Raw genomic sequence first — 16,893 nt, forward strand, 5'->3', positions numbered from 1 at the left:
CGGGCAATCAACCAATCACATCCTTGCGAGACTGCAGCGCAGCGATCGCATCCACTGCCTCGCGGATCAATGCCGGACCTTTATAGATGAAGCCGGTATACAGCTGCACCAGAGTCGCACCAGCCTCGATCTTCTCCGCCGCATGGCGCCCTTCAGTGATACCGCCAACGGCAATGATCGGAAGACGCCCGTTCAGCGTCTGAGCGAGCACCCGGACAGTATGGGTACTCTTTTCACGAACAGGCGAACCGGACAGCCCGCCCGCCTCATCGGCATTGGCGAGACCAGCGACACCTTCTCGACCAAGGGTCGTGTTGGTGGCGATGATGGCGTCCATCCCTGCCTGAAAGACGGATTCCGCAACGAGCGTGATTTCTTCATCGGTCATGTCTGGCGCGATCTTGATGGCCAGTGGCACTCGTTTGCCATGCAGCACTTCTAGTTCTTCGCGACGCTGGCCGATTGCATCGAGCAACTGTTTTAGAGAATCGCCGAACTGCAAACTGCGAAGGCCTGGCGTGTTGGGCGAACTGACATTGACCGTCACATAACTGGCCTGGTGATAAACCTTGTCGAGGCAGAGCAGATAATCGTCCTGGGCGCGGTCGACTGGCGTATCGAAGTTTTTGCCGATATTGATTCCGAGGACACCTTTGAAACGGGCCGCATCAACGCGCTCCAGCAAGGCATCGACACCATGGTTGTTGAAGCCCATGCGGTTGATGATGGCCTCGGCTTCGGGAAGACGGAAGATACGAGGTTTGGGATTACCCGGCTGCGGCCTGGGCGTTACCGTCCCGACCTCGACAAATCCGAACCCCAACTGTGACATCCCGCAGATCGCCTCGCCATTCTTGTCCAGGCCCGCGGCCAGCCCCACCGGGTTGGGAAATTCAAGCCCCATCACCCGCACTGGCAGGCTTGCCGGCGCCTTGCCGAGCAGGGCATTGAGTCCCAGGCGGCCGCCTGCACCAATTAGATCGAGCGATAGCTCGTGTGCTGTCTCGGGAGTGAACTTGAAAAGCAGCTGGCGGGCCAGGTTATACATACGCAGCCTAGATCCTGGGAAAGTGTGGCGCGAGAGTATAGCAGGCGGGCGCTATTCTCAGCGTTGGCGGAACGCTGCCGGCGCATTCGAACAGCACCAGCTATGAACTGATCCGACGCAAGCGAACCAGCTTGCCTTCAGGCGCGAACTCCAGCTCGAATGAACCAAACACTCCAGCCGTTGTCAGAAAGGGTCGCAGATGATGTGCCGGCAGGCTGACGCTCGTCCCTTCCCGGCTCTTGATCAGGATACGATTAGCGCGCCCTTGATAAACCGCCAGTAGTTTTTCGGCGGGCAGTGCAATATCCAGTACGAGGCTTGGCATGGAGGCTCCTCAATGATCAGCGCAACGATTTTGCCATATCGGCCCTGCACCCGTGTTCGACCACTGGCCTTCAAGCTTGTGATCCAGGATCAAAACCCCGGCAAATACGGTGCGCAGCTTCCTCAGCTCTGCCACACTCCGTTCGTTGCCCCACGTGCTCACTCACTATGATGAGCCTGCCCGAGCCGATGCCACTCGTGACCTCTCGAATCGCCAGACTTGCTCAGCGCCTTGGACTGACCGGTAGATCCCCGCGTCAGGCCCTCGAGCAGGCCAGCCAGATCAGATTGCCGTTCGCGCCGCTCTCAGAGCCGGCGCCGAGCATCTACTGGCACGACGGCCCATGTTTACAGCGATTCGTCGACCTTCCAAGAAGCGCGCTATCGGGCCCGATCCAGGAAGACAAGGCCAGAGCTCGTGCCGCTCTGACCCGGCTCGTACGTCAGGAGCAGAGCACTCATGCGGCACTTGACCTTCGGCAGATCGACGGTCTCGGTGGGCAGAGCGCTGACGGAGCCACATATCCCACCTTTGAATCCTTCGCCGCCACGCCTGCCTGCCGCCAGCTACGCGTGATCAGTTATAAGGATTTCGTACGCACCATCAGCTCTGCGCTGCCCGATTTCGGCTCCATGGGGCCAATCGATGTGCGTCAGGCCAGCTGGCTCGGCGAACGCCTCTACTGGTCAGGCGAGCACCACGCAGAAGCCTTCGCCTGCGCCATCGCCTATGCGCGACTGCGCGGCCTTGAAGTCAATCTGCCGTGCGAACTGACCGATTACCGTCTCGACGCATCAGGCCTCCAAGCGCTCGACAACGAGTACCACGCCGTGACGATGCCCGCGCAGGCGTGGAGTGATCGAGAATTCATGGGGCTGCTGCTCGAAGCAAAGATTCCTTATGCCCGCCTGACCCTTCTACGCAATGCCAACAACTCCGAACTGCTGCTGCTGGATAAACGTCAGCCTGCCGCCAGCGCGCTGGGCGAAGGGCTCAAGCTTGCGGGTGCTCCGGACATGGTTCGCTATCTGCGCGACCTCCCCCAGATCACCCGGTTTCGACTCGGCAACAGAACGCTGTAAGCACCCTTAACGATTTCGACGTATTCCACATACGCGTCGACTCGCTCTCCCTCCCAAATTTTACAGAACGAAAAAAAACGCCGGTGCGTAAGCACCGGCGTCTCGACTCGACGGATCAGCCGCCGGTTACCCGGCGGCTGTTGCACTAGCGTCGCGCGCTTTCCATCGCCAGGTCCTGCAGTTCACGACCGGCGACAGCATACATCGCGTAGTCCACACCGCTCGCGCTGCGCAATTCGACCAGCATTCGCCGCCAGCGCTCAACCTGGTATTCCCGCTGCTCCAGCCACAGCTGAACACGAGCATCCAGATCTTCAGGCGCATCGCTCATCTGCAGCACAGACACCGTTATGGCCCGTTGCTGACTGTCCAGGTCATCGCGGAAGCTTTCCCGTGCCAGCGCCTGCCAGTTGTTCTCAACCGGCAAGCTAGTCACCTGCTGCAGATACCAAGGCAGTTCCAGCGCGCCGCCTACGGCGAAATAGGCTGCAGCCACGTCTGCCGGGGGCTGACCAGTTTCATCAGCGGCCTCCAGAATTGGCAGCAACGTATAGAGGTGATTGGTACCCGCCACCATTCGCGCCAGCAACTCGGGCACACCTGCTTCGGTATAACGCTCGTAACGTGCCTGCCACAGCTCACGTGTACCACCTTGAAGCAAGGAGTCGAGTTTCAAGCCGAGCGCGGCGACACGAGGCCCGAAATGCCCAACGTCACGCGCGGCATCCAGCTCATTGCGACGATTGCGCAAGAACCAGCGCGTCGCCCGACGCCCGAGGCGCATCAGCTCGTTCATGAGATTGAGCTGAAGTTCGGCAGGCACTTTGTAATCCAGCGCCTCGATCTGACGGAACCAGTGAGGCAGATGGAATATGTCACGCACGATTACATAGGCACCGGCAACGTTGGCCGCACTTAGCCCAGTGGCTTCTCTGAGTCGCTGAACGAAAGTGATACCCATGTTGTTGATCAGATCGTTGGCGATCTGAGTGCTGACGATCTCGCGCTTGAGTCGATGCTGCAGCATGGACGGGCGATACTGCTCAGCCAGCAGCTGCGGGAAGGCGCTCTCCATTTCCCGTGCAAGATAGTCATCGTCCGGCACGCGCGATTGCAGCAGCGCCTCCTTGAGATCGATCTTGCTATACGAGATCAGCACTGACAGCTCGGCACGCGTCAGCCCCTTGCCCAGCGATGCACGCTCGGCCAGCGCGTCGTCACCTGGCAGGAATTCAAGGGCACGATCCAGCAAGCCCGCAGACTCAAGAGAATTGATCAGGCGCTTATATTCAGCCCCACCTTCGCGTGCGCGGTGTTCGGCCTGAGACAGCGCCTGAGTCTGCTTGTAGTTGTCATGCAGAACCAACTCGCCAACCGCATCCGTCATGTCGAACAGCAACTGATCGCGCTGTTTGCCAGTCATGTCTCCGGCGCTAACGATTTCGTTGAGCAGGATCTTGATGTTGACCTCATGGTCGGAGCAGTTCACGCCGCCGGCGTTGTCGATGAAGTCTGTATTAGCTGCCCCGCCATGCAGGCAGTACTCGACGCGCCCCAACTGGGTGATGCCGAGGTTGCCGCCCTCGCCAATGACCTTTGCCCGCAACTCGTTGCCGTTGACCCGCAGAATGTCGTTGGCCTTGTCGCCGACATCCGCATGGCTTTCCGACGTGCTTTTCACATAGGTGCCGATACCGCCGTTCCAGAGCAGGTCCACCGGCGCCTTTAGCAGTGCATGTATCAGCTCCGCCGGGGTCAGGTGATCGGCCTCGATATCGAATCGTTCCTTCATCTGCGGTGTGATCGCGATGCGCTTTGCCGAGCGCGGGAACACTCCACCACCGGCGGAGATCAACGACGCGTCGTAATCGGTCCACGAAGACCGCGGCAATTCGAACAGGCGCTTTCGCTCGACAAAGCTACGCGCGGCGTCAGGGTTAGGATCGATGAAGATGTGCAGATGGTTGAAGGCGGCGACCAGCTGCAGGGTCTCGGACATGAGCAGGCCGTTGCCAAACACGTCACCGGCCATATCACCGATGCCGATCACGCTGATGATGTCGCGCTGAACGTCTATACCGCGCTCACGGAAGTGGCGCTGTACCGATACCCACGCGCCCTTGGCGGTGATGCCCATCTTCTTGTGATCGTAACCAGCCGATCCGCCTGAGGCGAAAGCATCGCCGAGCCAGAAGTCATACTCGGCCGCAATGCCGTTGGCGATATCGGAGAACGTTGCAGTGCCTTTGTCGGCGGCAACCACTAGATAGGGATCATCCTCGTCGTAGCGCAGAACGTTGGTCGGCGGAACGACCTGCCCGTCCTTGAGGTTATCGGTGATATCCAACAGCCCGCTGATGAAGATCCGGTAGCAGGCGATACCTTCAGCCAGCACCTCGTCTCGCGAACCACTGGTCGGCAGCCGGCGGGGCACGAAGCCGCCCTTCGCTCCGCCGGGCACGATGATGGCGTTCTTGACCTGCTGCGCTTTGACCAGACCCAGCACCTCGGTGCGGTAATCCTCCTCGCGGTCGGACCAGCGCAACCCACCACGCGCCACCTTGCCACCACGCAGATGCACACCTTCGACCCGCGGCGAGTACACGAAGATCTCGAACTTTGGCGCCGGACGTGGCATTTCCGGAATGGACCGCGGATCGAGCTTGAAGCTGAAGTAGCTCTTCAGCTTGCCGCTGGCATCGGTCTGATAGAAGTTGGTCCTCAGGGTCGCTTTGATCAACGCCAGATAGCGCCGCAGGATGCGGTCTTCGTTGAGCACTGCAACGTCGTCCAGCGCCGTGATGATTGCCTGCTCGAGGCGAGCCTGCTTGTCAGCGAGGTCTTCCTCGCCAAGCTTGCGGGCGAGATAGAAGCGCATCTTGAACAGGCGGACCAGCTCGCGCGCGATCTCGGTGTGATTGAGCAAGGCGCTGGCGATGTAGCCCAGATCGAAGCCCATGCGGATCTGCTTGAGGTAACGGCCGTAGGCCCGCAGCAGCGCCACTTCGCGCCAGGTCAGACCCGCCGTCAGCACCAATCGGTTGAAAGCGTCGTTTTCCGCCTGGCCGTTGTGGATGGCAATGAATGCATCCTGCAGCGGCTCGTTGATCTCCATCAGATCGATTTCAAGCCCTTCGGCATAGGTGAAGGCGAAATCGTGAATCCAGTACTCGCAGCCATCCTTGCGACGCAGGTAGAAGGGGAATTCACCGAGTACGCGCAGCCCCAGGTTTTCCAGGATCGGCAGCATGTCCGAGAGCGGCAGCGGCGTGTTCATGTGGTAGAGCTTGCAATGCAGACGATTCTCTACAGCCGTGATCGGCTGGTAGAAACTCATTACCAGCGGACGCTCTTCACTGAGGCTGAGCACGTGCTGCATGTCCACCGCTGCCGAATGCGGCGCAAAGCGTTCGCGGTATCCAGCGGGGAAGCCTTTTGGGAAGTCCGCCAGAATCCCGGTGCCCTGCCCTTCGCCGAAGCGCTCGACGACCACACTGGTGTAATCGTCCTGCCAGGTCCGGCAGGCCTGAACCACTTCGTTTTCCAGTTGCACCGGATCGAACGACACCTGCTTGTTTGGATCCAGACGCAGAATGAATTGCACCCGGATCAGCACGGACTCGGAGAAATACGTCGAGAACTCACAGCCGCTGGCTTCCAGACGATCCACCAGTACCTGCTGGATACGCAAGCGGGTCTCGGTCGAGTAGCTGTCGCGCGGTACGTAGGCCAGGCAATAGCAGAAGCGGCCGTAGGGATCGGTACGCATGAACAGACGCAGTTTGTTGCGTTCCTGGATTTGCACGATTGCGATAGCGGTGTTGAACAGCTGATCGAGCGTCATCTGGAACAGTTCATCGCGCGGCAGTACTTCGAGGACCTGCGTCAGCTCCTTGGCCAGGTGCGCCGAATCATCGAACTGCGAACGCTTGACGACTTCTGCCACTTTGCTGCGGATGTAGGGAATTCGACGCACGCTCTGAGTGTAAACCGAAGAGGTGAACAGCCCGAGGAAGCGGCATTCCTTGACAACACGTCCCTGCTCGTCGAACTGACGGATCGACACGAAATCCGGATAGGCCGGGCGGTGTACCCGGCTCGGCGTCGCGGCCTTGGCGAAGGACAGCAGCAAGGGCTCACGCAGGTAAGCCAGTGCAGGGGCGGGGATGAGCTGATCGTCTTCCTCAAGACCCGTGCGCAAGATGCGCGACAAGCCGAGCAGCGAAGACTCGTCATAAATGATGCGCCCGCCCTCTCCCTGATCGACGACGGTGAACTCTTCGTAGCCCAGGAACGTGAAATGATCGTCTGCCAGCCAACGCATGAAATCCATGCTTTCGGCGACTTGGGCGTCCTCCTCCTGCTGCAGCGTGCCAAGACGGGCGTGGTGCTCTTCCGCCTTGGCCCGCATGGCCGGAAAGTCGGTCACGGCCAGGCGTACTTCAGCCAGCACGCCGAGTAACGATTGCTCCAGTTCGCGCAAGGCAGCGGCACTGGCGCAACGGTCTATCTCCACGAAGATCAGCGACTCGGCTTTGCTGTCATCGGCCGTGCTGCCTTTAGGCAGGAGTTCGACCAGACTGCCGTCCGCGTCCCGACGAACCTGCAGGACACTGTTCTGCAGCGTGTGGATCGCATAACCGCGGCGGGTCAGCTCCATGCGGACCGAGTCGACGAGAAACGGCATGTCCGGATGCAGCACTTCGACCACACTGTGGGTCGACTGCCAGCCATGCTTTTCATAATCAGGGTTGAAAACGTGGACCTCGGGATTGCCCGGGTCGAATCGCTCCAGAACGCGCCAGCTGGCGAGTGTCGAGCCTACTAGGTCGGTCATGCGTCGTTCGGTGAGTTCGGGCAGCGCCACGATCCCGAAGAATTGCTCGGCGAAAAGTCCCACTTGTGGCAGAAGTTTTTCGTCGACATGCTGCGCTAGTGCCGCTTGCAGTTGTTGCTGAAAGTCGGCTTTGCTGGCAGCTGTAAAGAACGCCATTTTTTCGCTCCATTCTGGCTTGGAATTCGACTAAGGCAGTCGCGGCAGCTGACTGGCAACGCAACGTGGAAGTTCCACGTCAGTTAAGCAGATCACCGATTGCTTGAACGCGACCCTACGGTTATCTGGCGCCCCCCGAGACCTGGCAGTCACATTTAATCCGAGGAAGATTGCGAACATTTGTCCATGCCATCAGAAGCCCCTGCCTACAGACTTTAGCCCAACCCGCTCAAGCGCCAGCCACACAGGCCGGAATCGCCCATTTCAAGCGCTCGCAGCTGCCCCAAGCAAGCGCTACATCTGACCGAACTTGCAGAGCCGCTCATAGCCTGTGCAACGGCAAATGAATTAAAGTCACGCCCGTCGGGCACTCGCCCCGACACGCCCCTTCAGAAGAGCTCAGCGATGGACCACCGTGAAGCGATAGTCGCGCTACGACAGTTTCTTTCAACCCAGATTCTTGGCCAGGAACGGCTGATCGAACGGCTGCTCATTGCCCTGCTCGCCGATGGTCATCTGCTGGTGGAAGGTGCACCGGGTCTGGCCAAGACTCGGGCTATCAAGGAGCTGGCCGGCGGCATCGAGGCCGAATTTCACCGCATCCAGTTCACGCCGGATCTACTCCCGGCGGACATCACCGGCACCGAGATCTATCGTCCGGAAACAGGCAGCTTCGTCTTCCAGCAAGGGCCGATCTTTCATAATCTCGTGCTCGCCGACGAAATCAACAGAGCGCCGGCCAAAGTCCAGTCGGCTCTGCTCGAGGCCATGGCCGAACGGCAGGTCAGCGTCGGCCGAAGCACCTATGACCTGTCGCCGCTGTTTCTCGTAATGGCCACGCAGAACCCCATCGAACAGGAAGGCACCTACCCGCTCCCCGAGGCGCAGCTCGACCGCTTTTTGCTACACGTGAAGTTGGGTTTTCCCGATGCCTCGGTGGAACGGCGCATCCTTCAACAGGCCCGAGGCGAGGCCATCAACGGCGAAACGCCGCCCGAGCACCGTGTGTCGCAACAGGCGATATTCGCCGCGCGCAAGGAAATCCTTGGTCTGTACATGGCCGATGCGGTTGAGGAGTATCTGGTGCAGCTGGTCATGGCGACGCGCACGCCGGCCAAGTTCGACGCCGAGCTGGCTGGGTGGATCGCCTATGGCGCAAGCCCGCGTGGGTCTATCTCGCTGGATCGCTGCGCCCGCGCCCATGCCTGGCTTGCCGGTCGTGATTTCGTCAGTCCTGAAGATATCCAGGCTATGCTGTTCGACGTGCTACGCCATCGTCTGATTCTGTCATTCGAAGCGGAGGCAGCTGGCATCGACCAGGATCGTGTATTGCAACGCATCCTTGATGTGGTGGCGGTGGCCTGATGGCCCCCACCTCGACGGCCCCCGGCCATGCTGCGCCAGCGCCAGGCAATGGCGTTCAGGTGAGTCTGGCCGAATTGATCGACATGCGTCATCGGGTTCGTGAAGTCCCTCTTTTCTCCAGCCCGAACCGCCGCAGCCCGCTGGTTGGCCTGCATCACTCGAAGCTCCGAGGGCGCGGGGTCGACTTCGATCAGGTCCGTATCTACCAGGCCGGAGACGACGTTCGTACCATCGACTGGCGAGTGACGGCGCGCACTCAGGAGCCCCATACCAAGCTGTTTCACGAAGAGCGCGAGCGGCCCATCTACATTCTTGTGGAGCAGAGCCCCCGTTTGTTCTTTGGTAGCGGGCTGGCCTTCAAATCGGTAGTCGCCGCCCGCGTTGCCAGCCTTGTCGGCTGGGCCGCACTGAGCCACAACGACCGAGTCGGCGGGCTGGTTTTCGGCCACGGTGAGCTGCATGAGATCAAACCCCGGCGCAGCAAGCAGAGCCTGCTGCAACTGCTCGACCGTCTGGCCCGTGCCAGCGCTGGCCTTGATACCGACCAAAGCGTCGATTTGGAGGCCTTTGGTCTGGCTCTCAGACGTGCCCGCGAGGCGCTGCGGCCCGGCAGCCTTGCCGTGGTGATCTGCGACGAACGCGCGCTGAGTGATGCAGCCGAGCAACAACTGACACTGCTGGCCCGTCATGTTGATCTGTTGCTGGTGCCCGTACACGACCCGCTCGACCACGCATTGCCCGCTGCCGGCCTGCTGCGCTTTGCCCAGTTCGGTGCCAGGCTGGAGCTAGACTGCCATGACGCGTCTGTACGCCAGACTTATCGCCAGCAAGCCGAAGCACGCACGGCTCGCTGGCGGCGCCTGGCTGACCGGCTTCGTCTGCCATTGATGCCGTTGGACACCCAGCGCGATCTTGTCGATCAGCTGCGAGAGCACCTTAACGTGCAGCATCCCGGAGCGACTCGATGAGTTCGCTCGACCAGCTTGAACCCATGATTGCACCCGCCCCGATAAGTGCCTGGCCTCCAGCGCCAGGCTGGTGGTTCCTTGCCGCACTGATTCTGGCCATCGTGCTCGTGCTGCGCTTGAAGCCCTGGCAGCGCAAGCGCCGGGAGCAGACGCAACCGAGCGAAGCGGCAATAGACCCTCAACGCCAGGCCGCACTCGACGAGCTGGCGCAGCTGCACAAACCTTACGGCGGACAGCCGGCCAACCAGTGGCTGCAGCAATTGAATGGCTTGCTCAAGCGCCTGTGCCGTACCCGCTATCCGGGCGACAACCCTCACACTCTCAGTGGTCGCGGCTGGTTGGCTTTTCTCGACAGTCGTTGCCCTGCGGCCGGCCTGACGCGCTGGATGGTACTGGTCGAAGGGGTGTACCGGGCCGAATGCAGGCTCGATGACAAAGCGATCCAGGGGCTCGAGCAATCCATACAGATCTGGATTCGCAAACATGTTTGAGCTGGCATGGCCCTGGATCTTCCTGTTGCTGCCACTGCCGTGGATCTTGCGCTGGGTGCTGCCGGCCGCCGATAGCGGTGATTCCGCTTTGAAAGTCAGCTTTCTCGGTGAGCTGGAAACGCTTGTCGGCCGTCGGGCAGTCGTAGCGCTGCCGTCCTGGCGACAACAGCTTCCGTACCTGGTGATCTGGCTGCTGTTGCTGTTTGCCGCTGCACGACCGCAATGGCTTGGCGAACCGCTGCCGTTGCCAACCAGCGGCCGGGACCTGCTGCTCGCGGTGGATGTCTCGGGGTCAATGGATTATCCGGACATGCAATGGCAAGGCGACGAAATCAGCCGTCTGGAGCTGGTCAAGCATCTGCTCGGCGACTTCATCGCCGAGCGGCGTGGTGATCGTGTCGGGCTGATTCTGTTTGGTAGCAATGCCTACCTCCAGGCACCGCTAACCTTCGACCGCCAGACCGTTCGCACATGGCTGGATGAGGCCGTGATCGGCATTGCCGGGAGCAACACCGCAATCGGCGACGCCATCGGCCTAGCCGTCAAACGCCTGCGTGACCGCCCGGCAGAGAGCCGGGTGTTGGTGTTGATCACTGACGGCGCCAGCAACGGCGGCGAGATCGAGCCACTGCTGGCAGCACGGCTGGCTGCACAGGAAAAGATCAAGATCCATACCATCGGAATCGGGGCCGATGCCGACGCTGAAAATGTCCTTCAGCGCTTCGGCTTCAGCTCAGGCGCCGAGCTGGACGAAAGGACGTTGCGAGCAATAGCCGATCAAACAGGCGGCAGATATTTCAGGGCGCGCTCGAGCGGCGAGCTGGAAGACATTGGCGCCATGCTCGACGAACTCGAACCAGCGGCTCAGCAACCGACCCAGGCGCGTATTGCCGACGCACTTTATGTCTGGCCGCTCTCCGCAGCATTGCTGATCAGCCTGATGCTGGTCGCGAACAACCTCTGGCACCCCAAGCTGCAGCGTCTGGCCACCCGAGGCAAGCGGTGATGAGCGAACTACTGCCGCATCTGCTGAGGCCTTACTGGCTGTTGATTCTGCCGTTGCCGATCTGGCTTCTGTGGCGGCTCTGGCATCGCCAACGGCAGGTCGGACGCTGGCAACGCCTCCTGCCTGAAGCCTTCCATACCGCATTGCTGACCCGCGGCAAGCTGCGCAACAGCAGGAGACCCTGGCTGTTGCTCTGTCTGGCCTGGCTCGTGGCTACGCTGGCGCTGCTGGGCCCGAGTTGGGAGCTTGTCGAACAACCCAGCGTGTCGCGTGCCGATCCGCTGGTCGTGCTGCTCGATACCACGCCCGCGATGCTCGCCACAGACGCCAACCCCAATCGCCTGGAGCAGGCAAAGCGCAAGATCCTCGATCTATTGCAGGCCCGGCAAGATGCGCAGACGGCGGTGGTTGCCTTCGCAGGTAGCGCACATACGCTGGTGCCCCTGACCAACGATGTTGCCACCACGCAAAATCTGCTTGATGCGTTGCAACCCGACCTGATGCCGGAGGCGGGTCACCGCGCTGACCTGGCGGTAGCGCACGGCATCGAATTGCTGCAGCGAGGGGCAAATGGACGTGGCCGCTTGCTGCTCATCGGAAGCAGCCTGACCGCTGAGGAACGCAGCGCTATCAGCACGGCGCTCGAGGCCAGCGGTCATCGTCTGCTGATACTGGGGGTCGGTACAGCGCAGGGTGCTCCCATTGCCAGAGAGGATGGCAGCTTCCTCAAGGACCCTGCCGGGGCCATTCTGATTCCACGACTGGACGACGCCTCGCTACGCCGTTTCGCCAGCAGCATTGAAGGTGGTTACCAGCGGGCGCGCATCGACGAAGCCGACCTGCGCAAACTCGGCTTGCTGGAGCGTAGCGGCGAGCTGCTCGACGAGGACGATTCGACCCGACTCGACAGCCGGCTCGATCAGGGCTACTGGTTGCTGCTGCCGCTGTTGTTACTGGCTGCATTTGCCGGGCGCCGCGGCTGGCTGTTCTGCCTGCCGCTGCTCTTCGTTATGCCGCAGCCAGCCAGTGCGCTGAGCCTGGAGGATTTCTGGCTGCGCGGTGATCAGCAAGGTATCCGCTTGCTGGAGTCCCAACGTCCCGCTGAAGCGGCAGAGCGATTCGACGACGCTCGCTGGCAGGGCTATGCCCACTACCTGGCCGGGAACTTTGCCGAAGCGGCAAAGCAGTTTGCCAAGGGCGATACCGCGCCCGATCACTACAATCGCGGCAATGCGCTGGCGCGCACTGAAGACCTGGAAGCAGCCATCGAAGCCTACGAGCAAGCCCTGGCGCTTGATCCCGATCTGGAGTCTGCGCAGCGCAACAAGACCATTGTCGAGGAGATCCTGCGTCGGCGGCAGCAACAGGCCGAGCAAGAGTCACCGGCAGATGAGCCGCAGGCCCAGGATGCACCCACGGATGCCAAGCCCTCTGAGCCGCGCGCGGCGAGCACCGATTCGACAGCTGAACAGAAACGTGACCCCGATGCCGCCGGCCAGCAAGAGCCAGGCACGAACGACGAAAACGCCCGTGGAGAACCTGTCGAAGCACCCGCCTCGATCGATGAAGATGAGCAAGCTGAAAACGAGGAATCGCTCGCCCTGCCCCAGGACGCGGCCTTCGATCCCGAGCAGGATCAGGCCATGAACCAGTGGCTGCGCAAGATCCCCGACAACCCCGGCGAGTTGCTTCGCCGCAAGTTTCTATACGAACAACGCAAGCGCCAGGAATCGAACAGATGATGCGGCTGATGACTGTGGTGTTGCTGCTCCTGCTCGGCCTTCAGGCAAGCGCTGCAACACTGAATGCACGGGTCGATCGCACCCAGCTGACCGTCGACGAAACCGTTGAGTTGACGCTCGAAACAGCTGACACAACGGTCTTTGGAAAGCCGGATCTGCAGCCACTCGAGAGCCTGTTCAAGGTGTTCGGCACCCGCCAGACCAATCAGATTGGCGGCACGAACGGTGAGGCTCGCGCGATCACACAGTGGCTGATCACGCTCCAGCCGAGACAGACCGGTTACGTGGTGATACCGCCGCTGCAACTGGGCGACTGGCGCAGCGAGCCGATCACGCTGAATGTCAGCGAGTCCGGCATCGACGACGGGGACAAGCTGGCGCCGATATTCATCGATTCCAGCCTCGATCACGAAAGCGTCTACGTACAAGCGCAGGTCGTGCTCACCCTGCGCATCTACCATTCCGTATCGCTCTATGACGACAGCACACTTTCGCCCTTGCAGATGAGCGATGCACTGGTCGAACGCCTGGGCGAACCGCGAACCTATGAAAAAGACATCAACGGCATCCGTCATGGGGTGATCGAAATCCGTTACGCGGTGTTCCCGCAGAAAAGCGGCGCGCTGAGCATCCCCGCTCAGCTATTCAGCGCCACCACGGTTGCCGGGAATGGGGACTACTATGGCTCGCGTTTCGGTAAATCCACGCAGGTCAAATCCCCGGAGATCCCTTTACAGGTCAAGCCCAAGCCGGCTGACTACCCAGCAGATGCGCCCTGGCTGCCGGCGACTGACGTAACACTGGTCGAAGCCTGGAGCCCCCAGCCTCAGGATGCGCAGCTGGGTGAAGCGCTGACACGCAGCCTGATGATCAAGGCCGATGGCCTCACCAGCACTCAATTGCCCCCGCTGGAGCAATCGACCGTTCCCGGCTTGCGTCGATATCCCGATCAACCGAGCCTGAACGACGCCGCCTCTGACGCTGGAGTGAGCGGAAGCCGGGAGCAGCGTGACGCGCTCGTGGCGACGCAGGCAGGCGACTACGTGCTGCCCGCGGTAGAGCTGGTCTGGTGGAACACCACCGAAGACAGGCTGGAGCGCAGCACGCTGCCCGAGCGCATCCTTCAGGTGGCGGATAACCCGGAACTGACCCAACCAGCCGTAGAAGAGCCTGACGCGCTCTTGCCACAGGCCCAGCAGCGGCCGGTGTGGCCGTGGCAGCTAAGCAGTGCGCTGCTCGCGCTGACGACGCTGCTTGGTTTCGGTCTCTGGCTCAGGGCGCGCAGCCAGCCGGCAGTGATCCGCACGGTCCAGGCGGGGCCAACCCCTCGCAGCCTGCTGGAAGACCTCAAACGTGCCTGTCTGGCCAACGACACCCAGGCGACCCGTCACGCACTCGACGCCTGGGCGCGCCAACAGCCCGAGACGCTGGCCGACATGGCCGCGCGCTTCGTTCCGTTGTCCGACGCCTTGGATGGCTTGAACGGCGCGCTTTACAGCGAAACCGGGCAGCGCTGGCAGGGCGATGCACTCTGGCAAGCCATTCGCACACTTCCGCCGCGCCAGTCAGACGAAACCGAGCAGGACGCGACGACCCTTCCTCCGCTTTACCCTCGCTAACGCGCAATCAGCCGCAACCTTCCGGGCGGAGTGGGCTTACGGCAAAGCGAATGCAGAATCCTTGGCATGTGGCTTGCTTCGTCAGGCTTGTCCATCATCAACAAGCGCAGCCCGTGATGTATCAAGCGTGCGCCGCATGACAAGGTTCCTTTTCCATGACCGATCTCCACAACCCTCCCCGCCCCGATCCGCAGGCGTGGGTCGCTGGCAGCGATGCGCCCGAAAAGCACGTCGTCAACCTCGGGTTCATGGCACTCACTGACGCTGCCTCACTGATCGTCGCGGCCACCCAGGGCTTCGCTCAGCCATATGGCCTGACGCTGAACCTGCACCGGCAGACGTCATGGTCGAACATCCGCGACAAGCTGATCGAAGGTGAGCTGGACGCTGCCCACGGCCTCTATGGGCTGATCTACGCCGTCCACCTGGGCATTGGCGGCAGCCCACCGGTGGACATGGCAGTCCTCATGGGTTTGGCACAAAACGGCCAGAGCATCAGCCTGTCCAGTTCACTCAGGGCGGCGGGCGTGACCGATCCGGAGGCGCTGGGTCGCTGCGTGCGCCAGAGTGGTGCAAAGATCACCCTCGCCCAGACGTTTCCTACTGGCACCCATGCCCTCTGGCTTTACTACTACCTGGCAGCATATGGCATCCATCCGCTGAACGACGTGCGCACCTTAGTGGTGCCCCCCTCACAGATGGTTGCTCATCTACAGGCGCGACGCATCGACGGCTTCTGTGCCGGTGAGCCGTGGGGCGCACAAGCTATCCAGGACGACATGGGTTTCACGCTGGCGACCAGCCAATCCATCTGGCCGGATCATCCTGAGAAGGTGCTCGGCTGCACCCGAGCCTTTGTCGAGCAATACCCAAACACTGCTCGTGCGCTGATCATGGCGATCCTGGAGGCGAGCCGTTTCATCGATCAAAGCCAGGAGAACCGGCGTAGCACGGCTCACCTGATCGCCGGTCATGAGTATGTGAATGCGCCGGTTACCGCCATAGAGCCTCGCTTCCTCGGCCAATATGAAGACGGCCTCGGCCATGCTTGGCTCGATAAACATCCGCTGCGATTCTTTGGCGATGGCGAAGTGAACATGCCGTACCACTCCGACGGCCTGTGGTTCATGACCCAGCTCCGGCGCTGGGGCCTGTTACGTGAGGATCCGGATTACCTCGCCGTGGCCAAGAGTGTTCAGCAGACCAGCCTGTATCGTGACGCAGCCTCCGCTCTGAATATTCCAGTACCGGATTCACTCATGCGCAGCGCCCTGCTGATGGATGGCAGCCACTGGGATGGCAGCGATCCCGCAGCCTACGCCCGCAGTTTCGCCCTGCACGCGCTGGCAGATGCCCCCATGTCCTCCGTGCCTTGCTGAGAGGAGACAGCCATGCTTCGCGTCCTCCTGATTGACGACACGCCACGCAAGGTTGGCCGACTTCGCACCGCGCTGATCGAGGCCGGGTTCGAGGTCATCGAAGAATCCGGTCTGACCATCGACCTTCCCGAGCGGGTCGAGGCCGTTCGCCCGGATGTCGTGCTGATCGATACCGACTCACCCGGCCGCGACGTAATGGAGCAGGTGGTGATGGTCAGCCGCGACCAACCACGACCCATCGTCATGTTCACCGACGACAACAACCCCGATGCCATGCGTCAGGCGATTCGTGCAGGCGTCAGCGCCTACATCGTCGAAGGCATCCAGGCCCAGCGCCTGAAACCGATTCTCGATGTCGCAATGGCTCGCTTCGAGAGCGATCAGGCGATTCGTGCGCAACTGCACGCCCGTGATCAGCAATTGGTCGAGCGCAAGCGCATTGAGCTCGCCAAGGGCATGCTCATGAAGATGCGCAGCTGCAACGAGGAAGAGGCCTACACCCTGATGCGCCGCCAGGCCATGAGCCGGCAGCAGAAACTGATTCAGGTGGCCGAGCAGATCATCGCGATGAACGATCTGCTGGGCCAGTGATTAGTACCACTGCTTCAGCGACGCCGCCGAGGATCGGCGAAGTCCTGGCCGAATAAATTCGGCCGCTACGATCACTGCAGCTCGGCTGTCACTCGGTCCCCATGTAGGGGCTAACTTGTTCGCCCCATCGAGCCGATCGAGACCGGTCAGGTCACGTGATGAACGAGTGGCCAGAGCAGCTATTCGCGCTGCTCCAGCGACCGACGGAACCCCGCAATCTGGCCGAATAAATTCGGCCGCTACAGACACTTCGGCTCCGCTATTACTCGGTTCCCATGTAGGGG

Annotated in this window: 12 protein-coding genes; 9 read left to right on the forward strand and 3 right to left on the reverse strand. The window is 61.2% G+C overall.

The window, feature by feature from the left end; genetic code table 11:
* Positions 1–7: 7 nt before the first annotated feature.
* Both NA619_RS00915 and NA619_RS00920 read right to left on the reverse strand, forming a co-directional pair.
* A complete protein-coding gene (locus NA619_RS00915; RefSeq protein WP_255959067.1) occupies positions 8–1,048 on the reverse strand; it encodes a quinone-dependent dihydroorotate dehydrogenase in 1,041 nt (346 codons plus the stop codon).
* Between the two features lie 100 nt (positions 1,049–1,148).
* Positions 1,149–1,373, reverse strand: a complete 225-nt coding sequence (locus NA619_RS00920) for a DUF2835 domain-containing protein (protein ID WP_255959069.1) — start codon at positions 1,371–1,373, stop codon at positions 1,149–1,151.
* Between the two features lie 167 nt (positions 1,374–1,540).
* On the opposite strand from NA619_RS00920, the gene NA619_RS00925 reads away from it, so the two are divergent.
* Positions 1,541–2,455 (forward strand): DUF6685 family protein, encoded by a 915-nt coding sequence (locus NA619_RS00925; protein WP_255959070.1) that lies wholly within the window; start codon positions 1,541–1,543, stop codon positions 2,453–2,455.
* A gap of 145 nt (positions 2,456–2,600) precedes the next feature.
* On the opposite strand, the gene NA619_RS00930 is transcribed toward NA619_RS00925, so the two are convergent.
* Positions 2,601–7,448: an NAD-glutamate dehydrogenase gene (locus NA619_RS00930; RefSeq protein ID WP_255959072.1), complete on the reverse strand. Its 4,848-nt coding sequence runs from the start codon at positions 7,446–7,448 to the stop codon at positions 2,601–2,603.
* A gap of 405 nt (positions 7,449–7,853) precedes the next feature.
* Here NA619_RS00930 and NA619_RS00935 point away from each other — a divergent pair, with 405 nt between their 5' ends.
* From NA619_RS00935 to NA619_RS00970, 8 genes are all read left to right on the forward strand, one after another.
* Positions 7,854–8,813, forward strand: a complete 960-nt coding sequence (locus NA619_RS00935) for an AAA family ATPase (RefSeq protein WP_255959074.1) — start codon at positions 7,854–7,856, stop codon at positions 8,811–8,813.
* Positions 8,813–9,781 carry a DUF58 domain-containing protein gene (locus NA619_RS00940; protein ID WP_255959075.1) on the forward strand — a complete coding sequence of 323 codons (969 nt, stop codon included), beginning with the start codon at positions 8,813–8,815 and terminating at the stop codon, positions 9,779–9,781. The genes NA619_RS00935 and NA619_RS00940 overlap by 1 nt, the downstream gene beginning before the upstream one ends.
* The gene (locus NA619_RS00945) at positions 9,778–10,272 is read left to right on the forward strand and encodes a DUF4381 domain-containing protein (protein WP_255959077.1); all 495 of its coding nucleotides are present in this window, start codon (positions 9,778–9,780) and stop codon (positions 10,270–10,272) included. The genes NA619_RS00940 and NA619_RS00945 overlap by 4 nt, the downstream gene beginning before the upstream one ends.
* Positions 10,265–11,278, forward strand: a complete 1,014-nt coding sequence (locus NA619_RS00950) for a vWA domain-containing protein (protein ID WP_255959078.1) — start codon at positions 10,265–10,267, stop codon at positions 11,276–11,278. The genes NA619_RS00945 and NA619_RS00950 overlap by 8 nt, the downstream gene beginning before the upstream one ends.
* Positions 11,278–13,020, forward strand: coding sequence for a VWA domain-containing protein (locus NA619_RS00955; protein ID WP_255959080.1), 1,743 nt, complete (start codon positions 11,278–11,280; stop codon positions 13,018–13,020). The genes NA619_RS00950 and NA619_RS00955 overlap by 1 nt, the downstream gene beginning before the upstream one ends.
* Positions 13,017–14,639 carry a BatD family protein gene (locus tag NA619_RS00960; RefSeq protein ID WP_255959082.1) on the forward strand — a complete coding sequence of 541 codons (1,623 nt, stop codon included), beginning with the start codon at positions 13,017–13,019 and terminating at the stop codon, positions 14,637–14,639. Before NA619_RS00955 ends, NA619_RS00960 begins: the two co-directional genes overlap by 4 nt.
* Before the next feature lie 155 nt (positions 14,640–14,794).
* Positions 14,795–16,018, forward strand: coding sequence for a CmpA/NrtA family ABC transporter substrate-binding protein (locus NA619_RS00965; protein WP_255959084.1), 1,224 nt, complete (start codon positions 14,795–14,797; stop codon positions 16,016–16,018).
* A gap of 12 nt (positions 16,019–16,030) precedes the next feature.
* The gene (locus NA619_RS00970) at positions 16,031–16,609 is read left to right on the forward strand and encodes an ANTAR domain-containing response regulator (protein ID WP_255959086.1); all 579 of its coding nucleotides are present in this window, start codon (positions 16,031–16,033) and stop codon (positions 16,607–16,609) included.
* The last annotated feature ends 284 nt before the right edge of the window (positions 16,610–16,893 follow it).

Origin of the sequence: Stutzerimonas stutzeri (assembly GCF_024448895.1) — a bacterium.
Lineage (GTDB): Bacteria > Pseudomonadota > Gammaproteobacteria > Pseudomonadales > Pseudomonadaceae > Stutzerimonas > Stutzerimonas stutzeri_Q.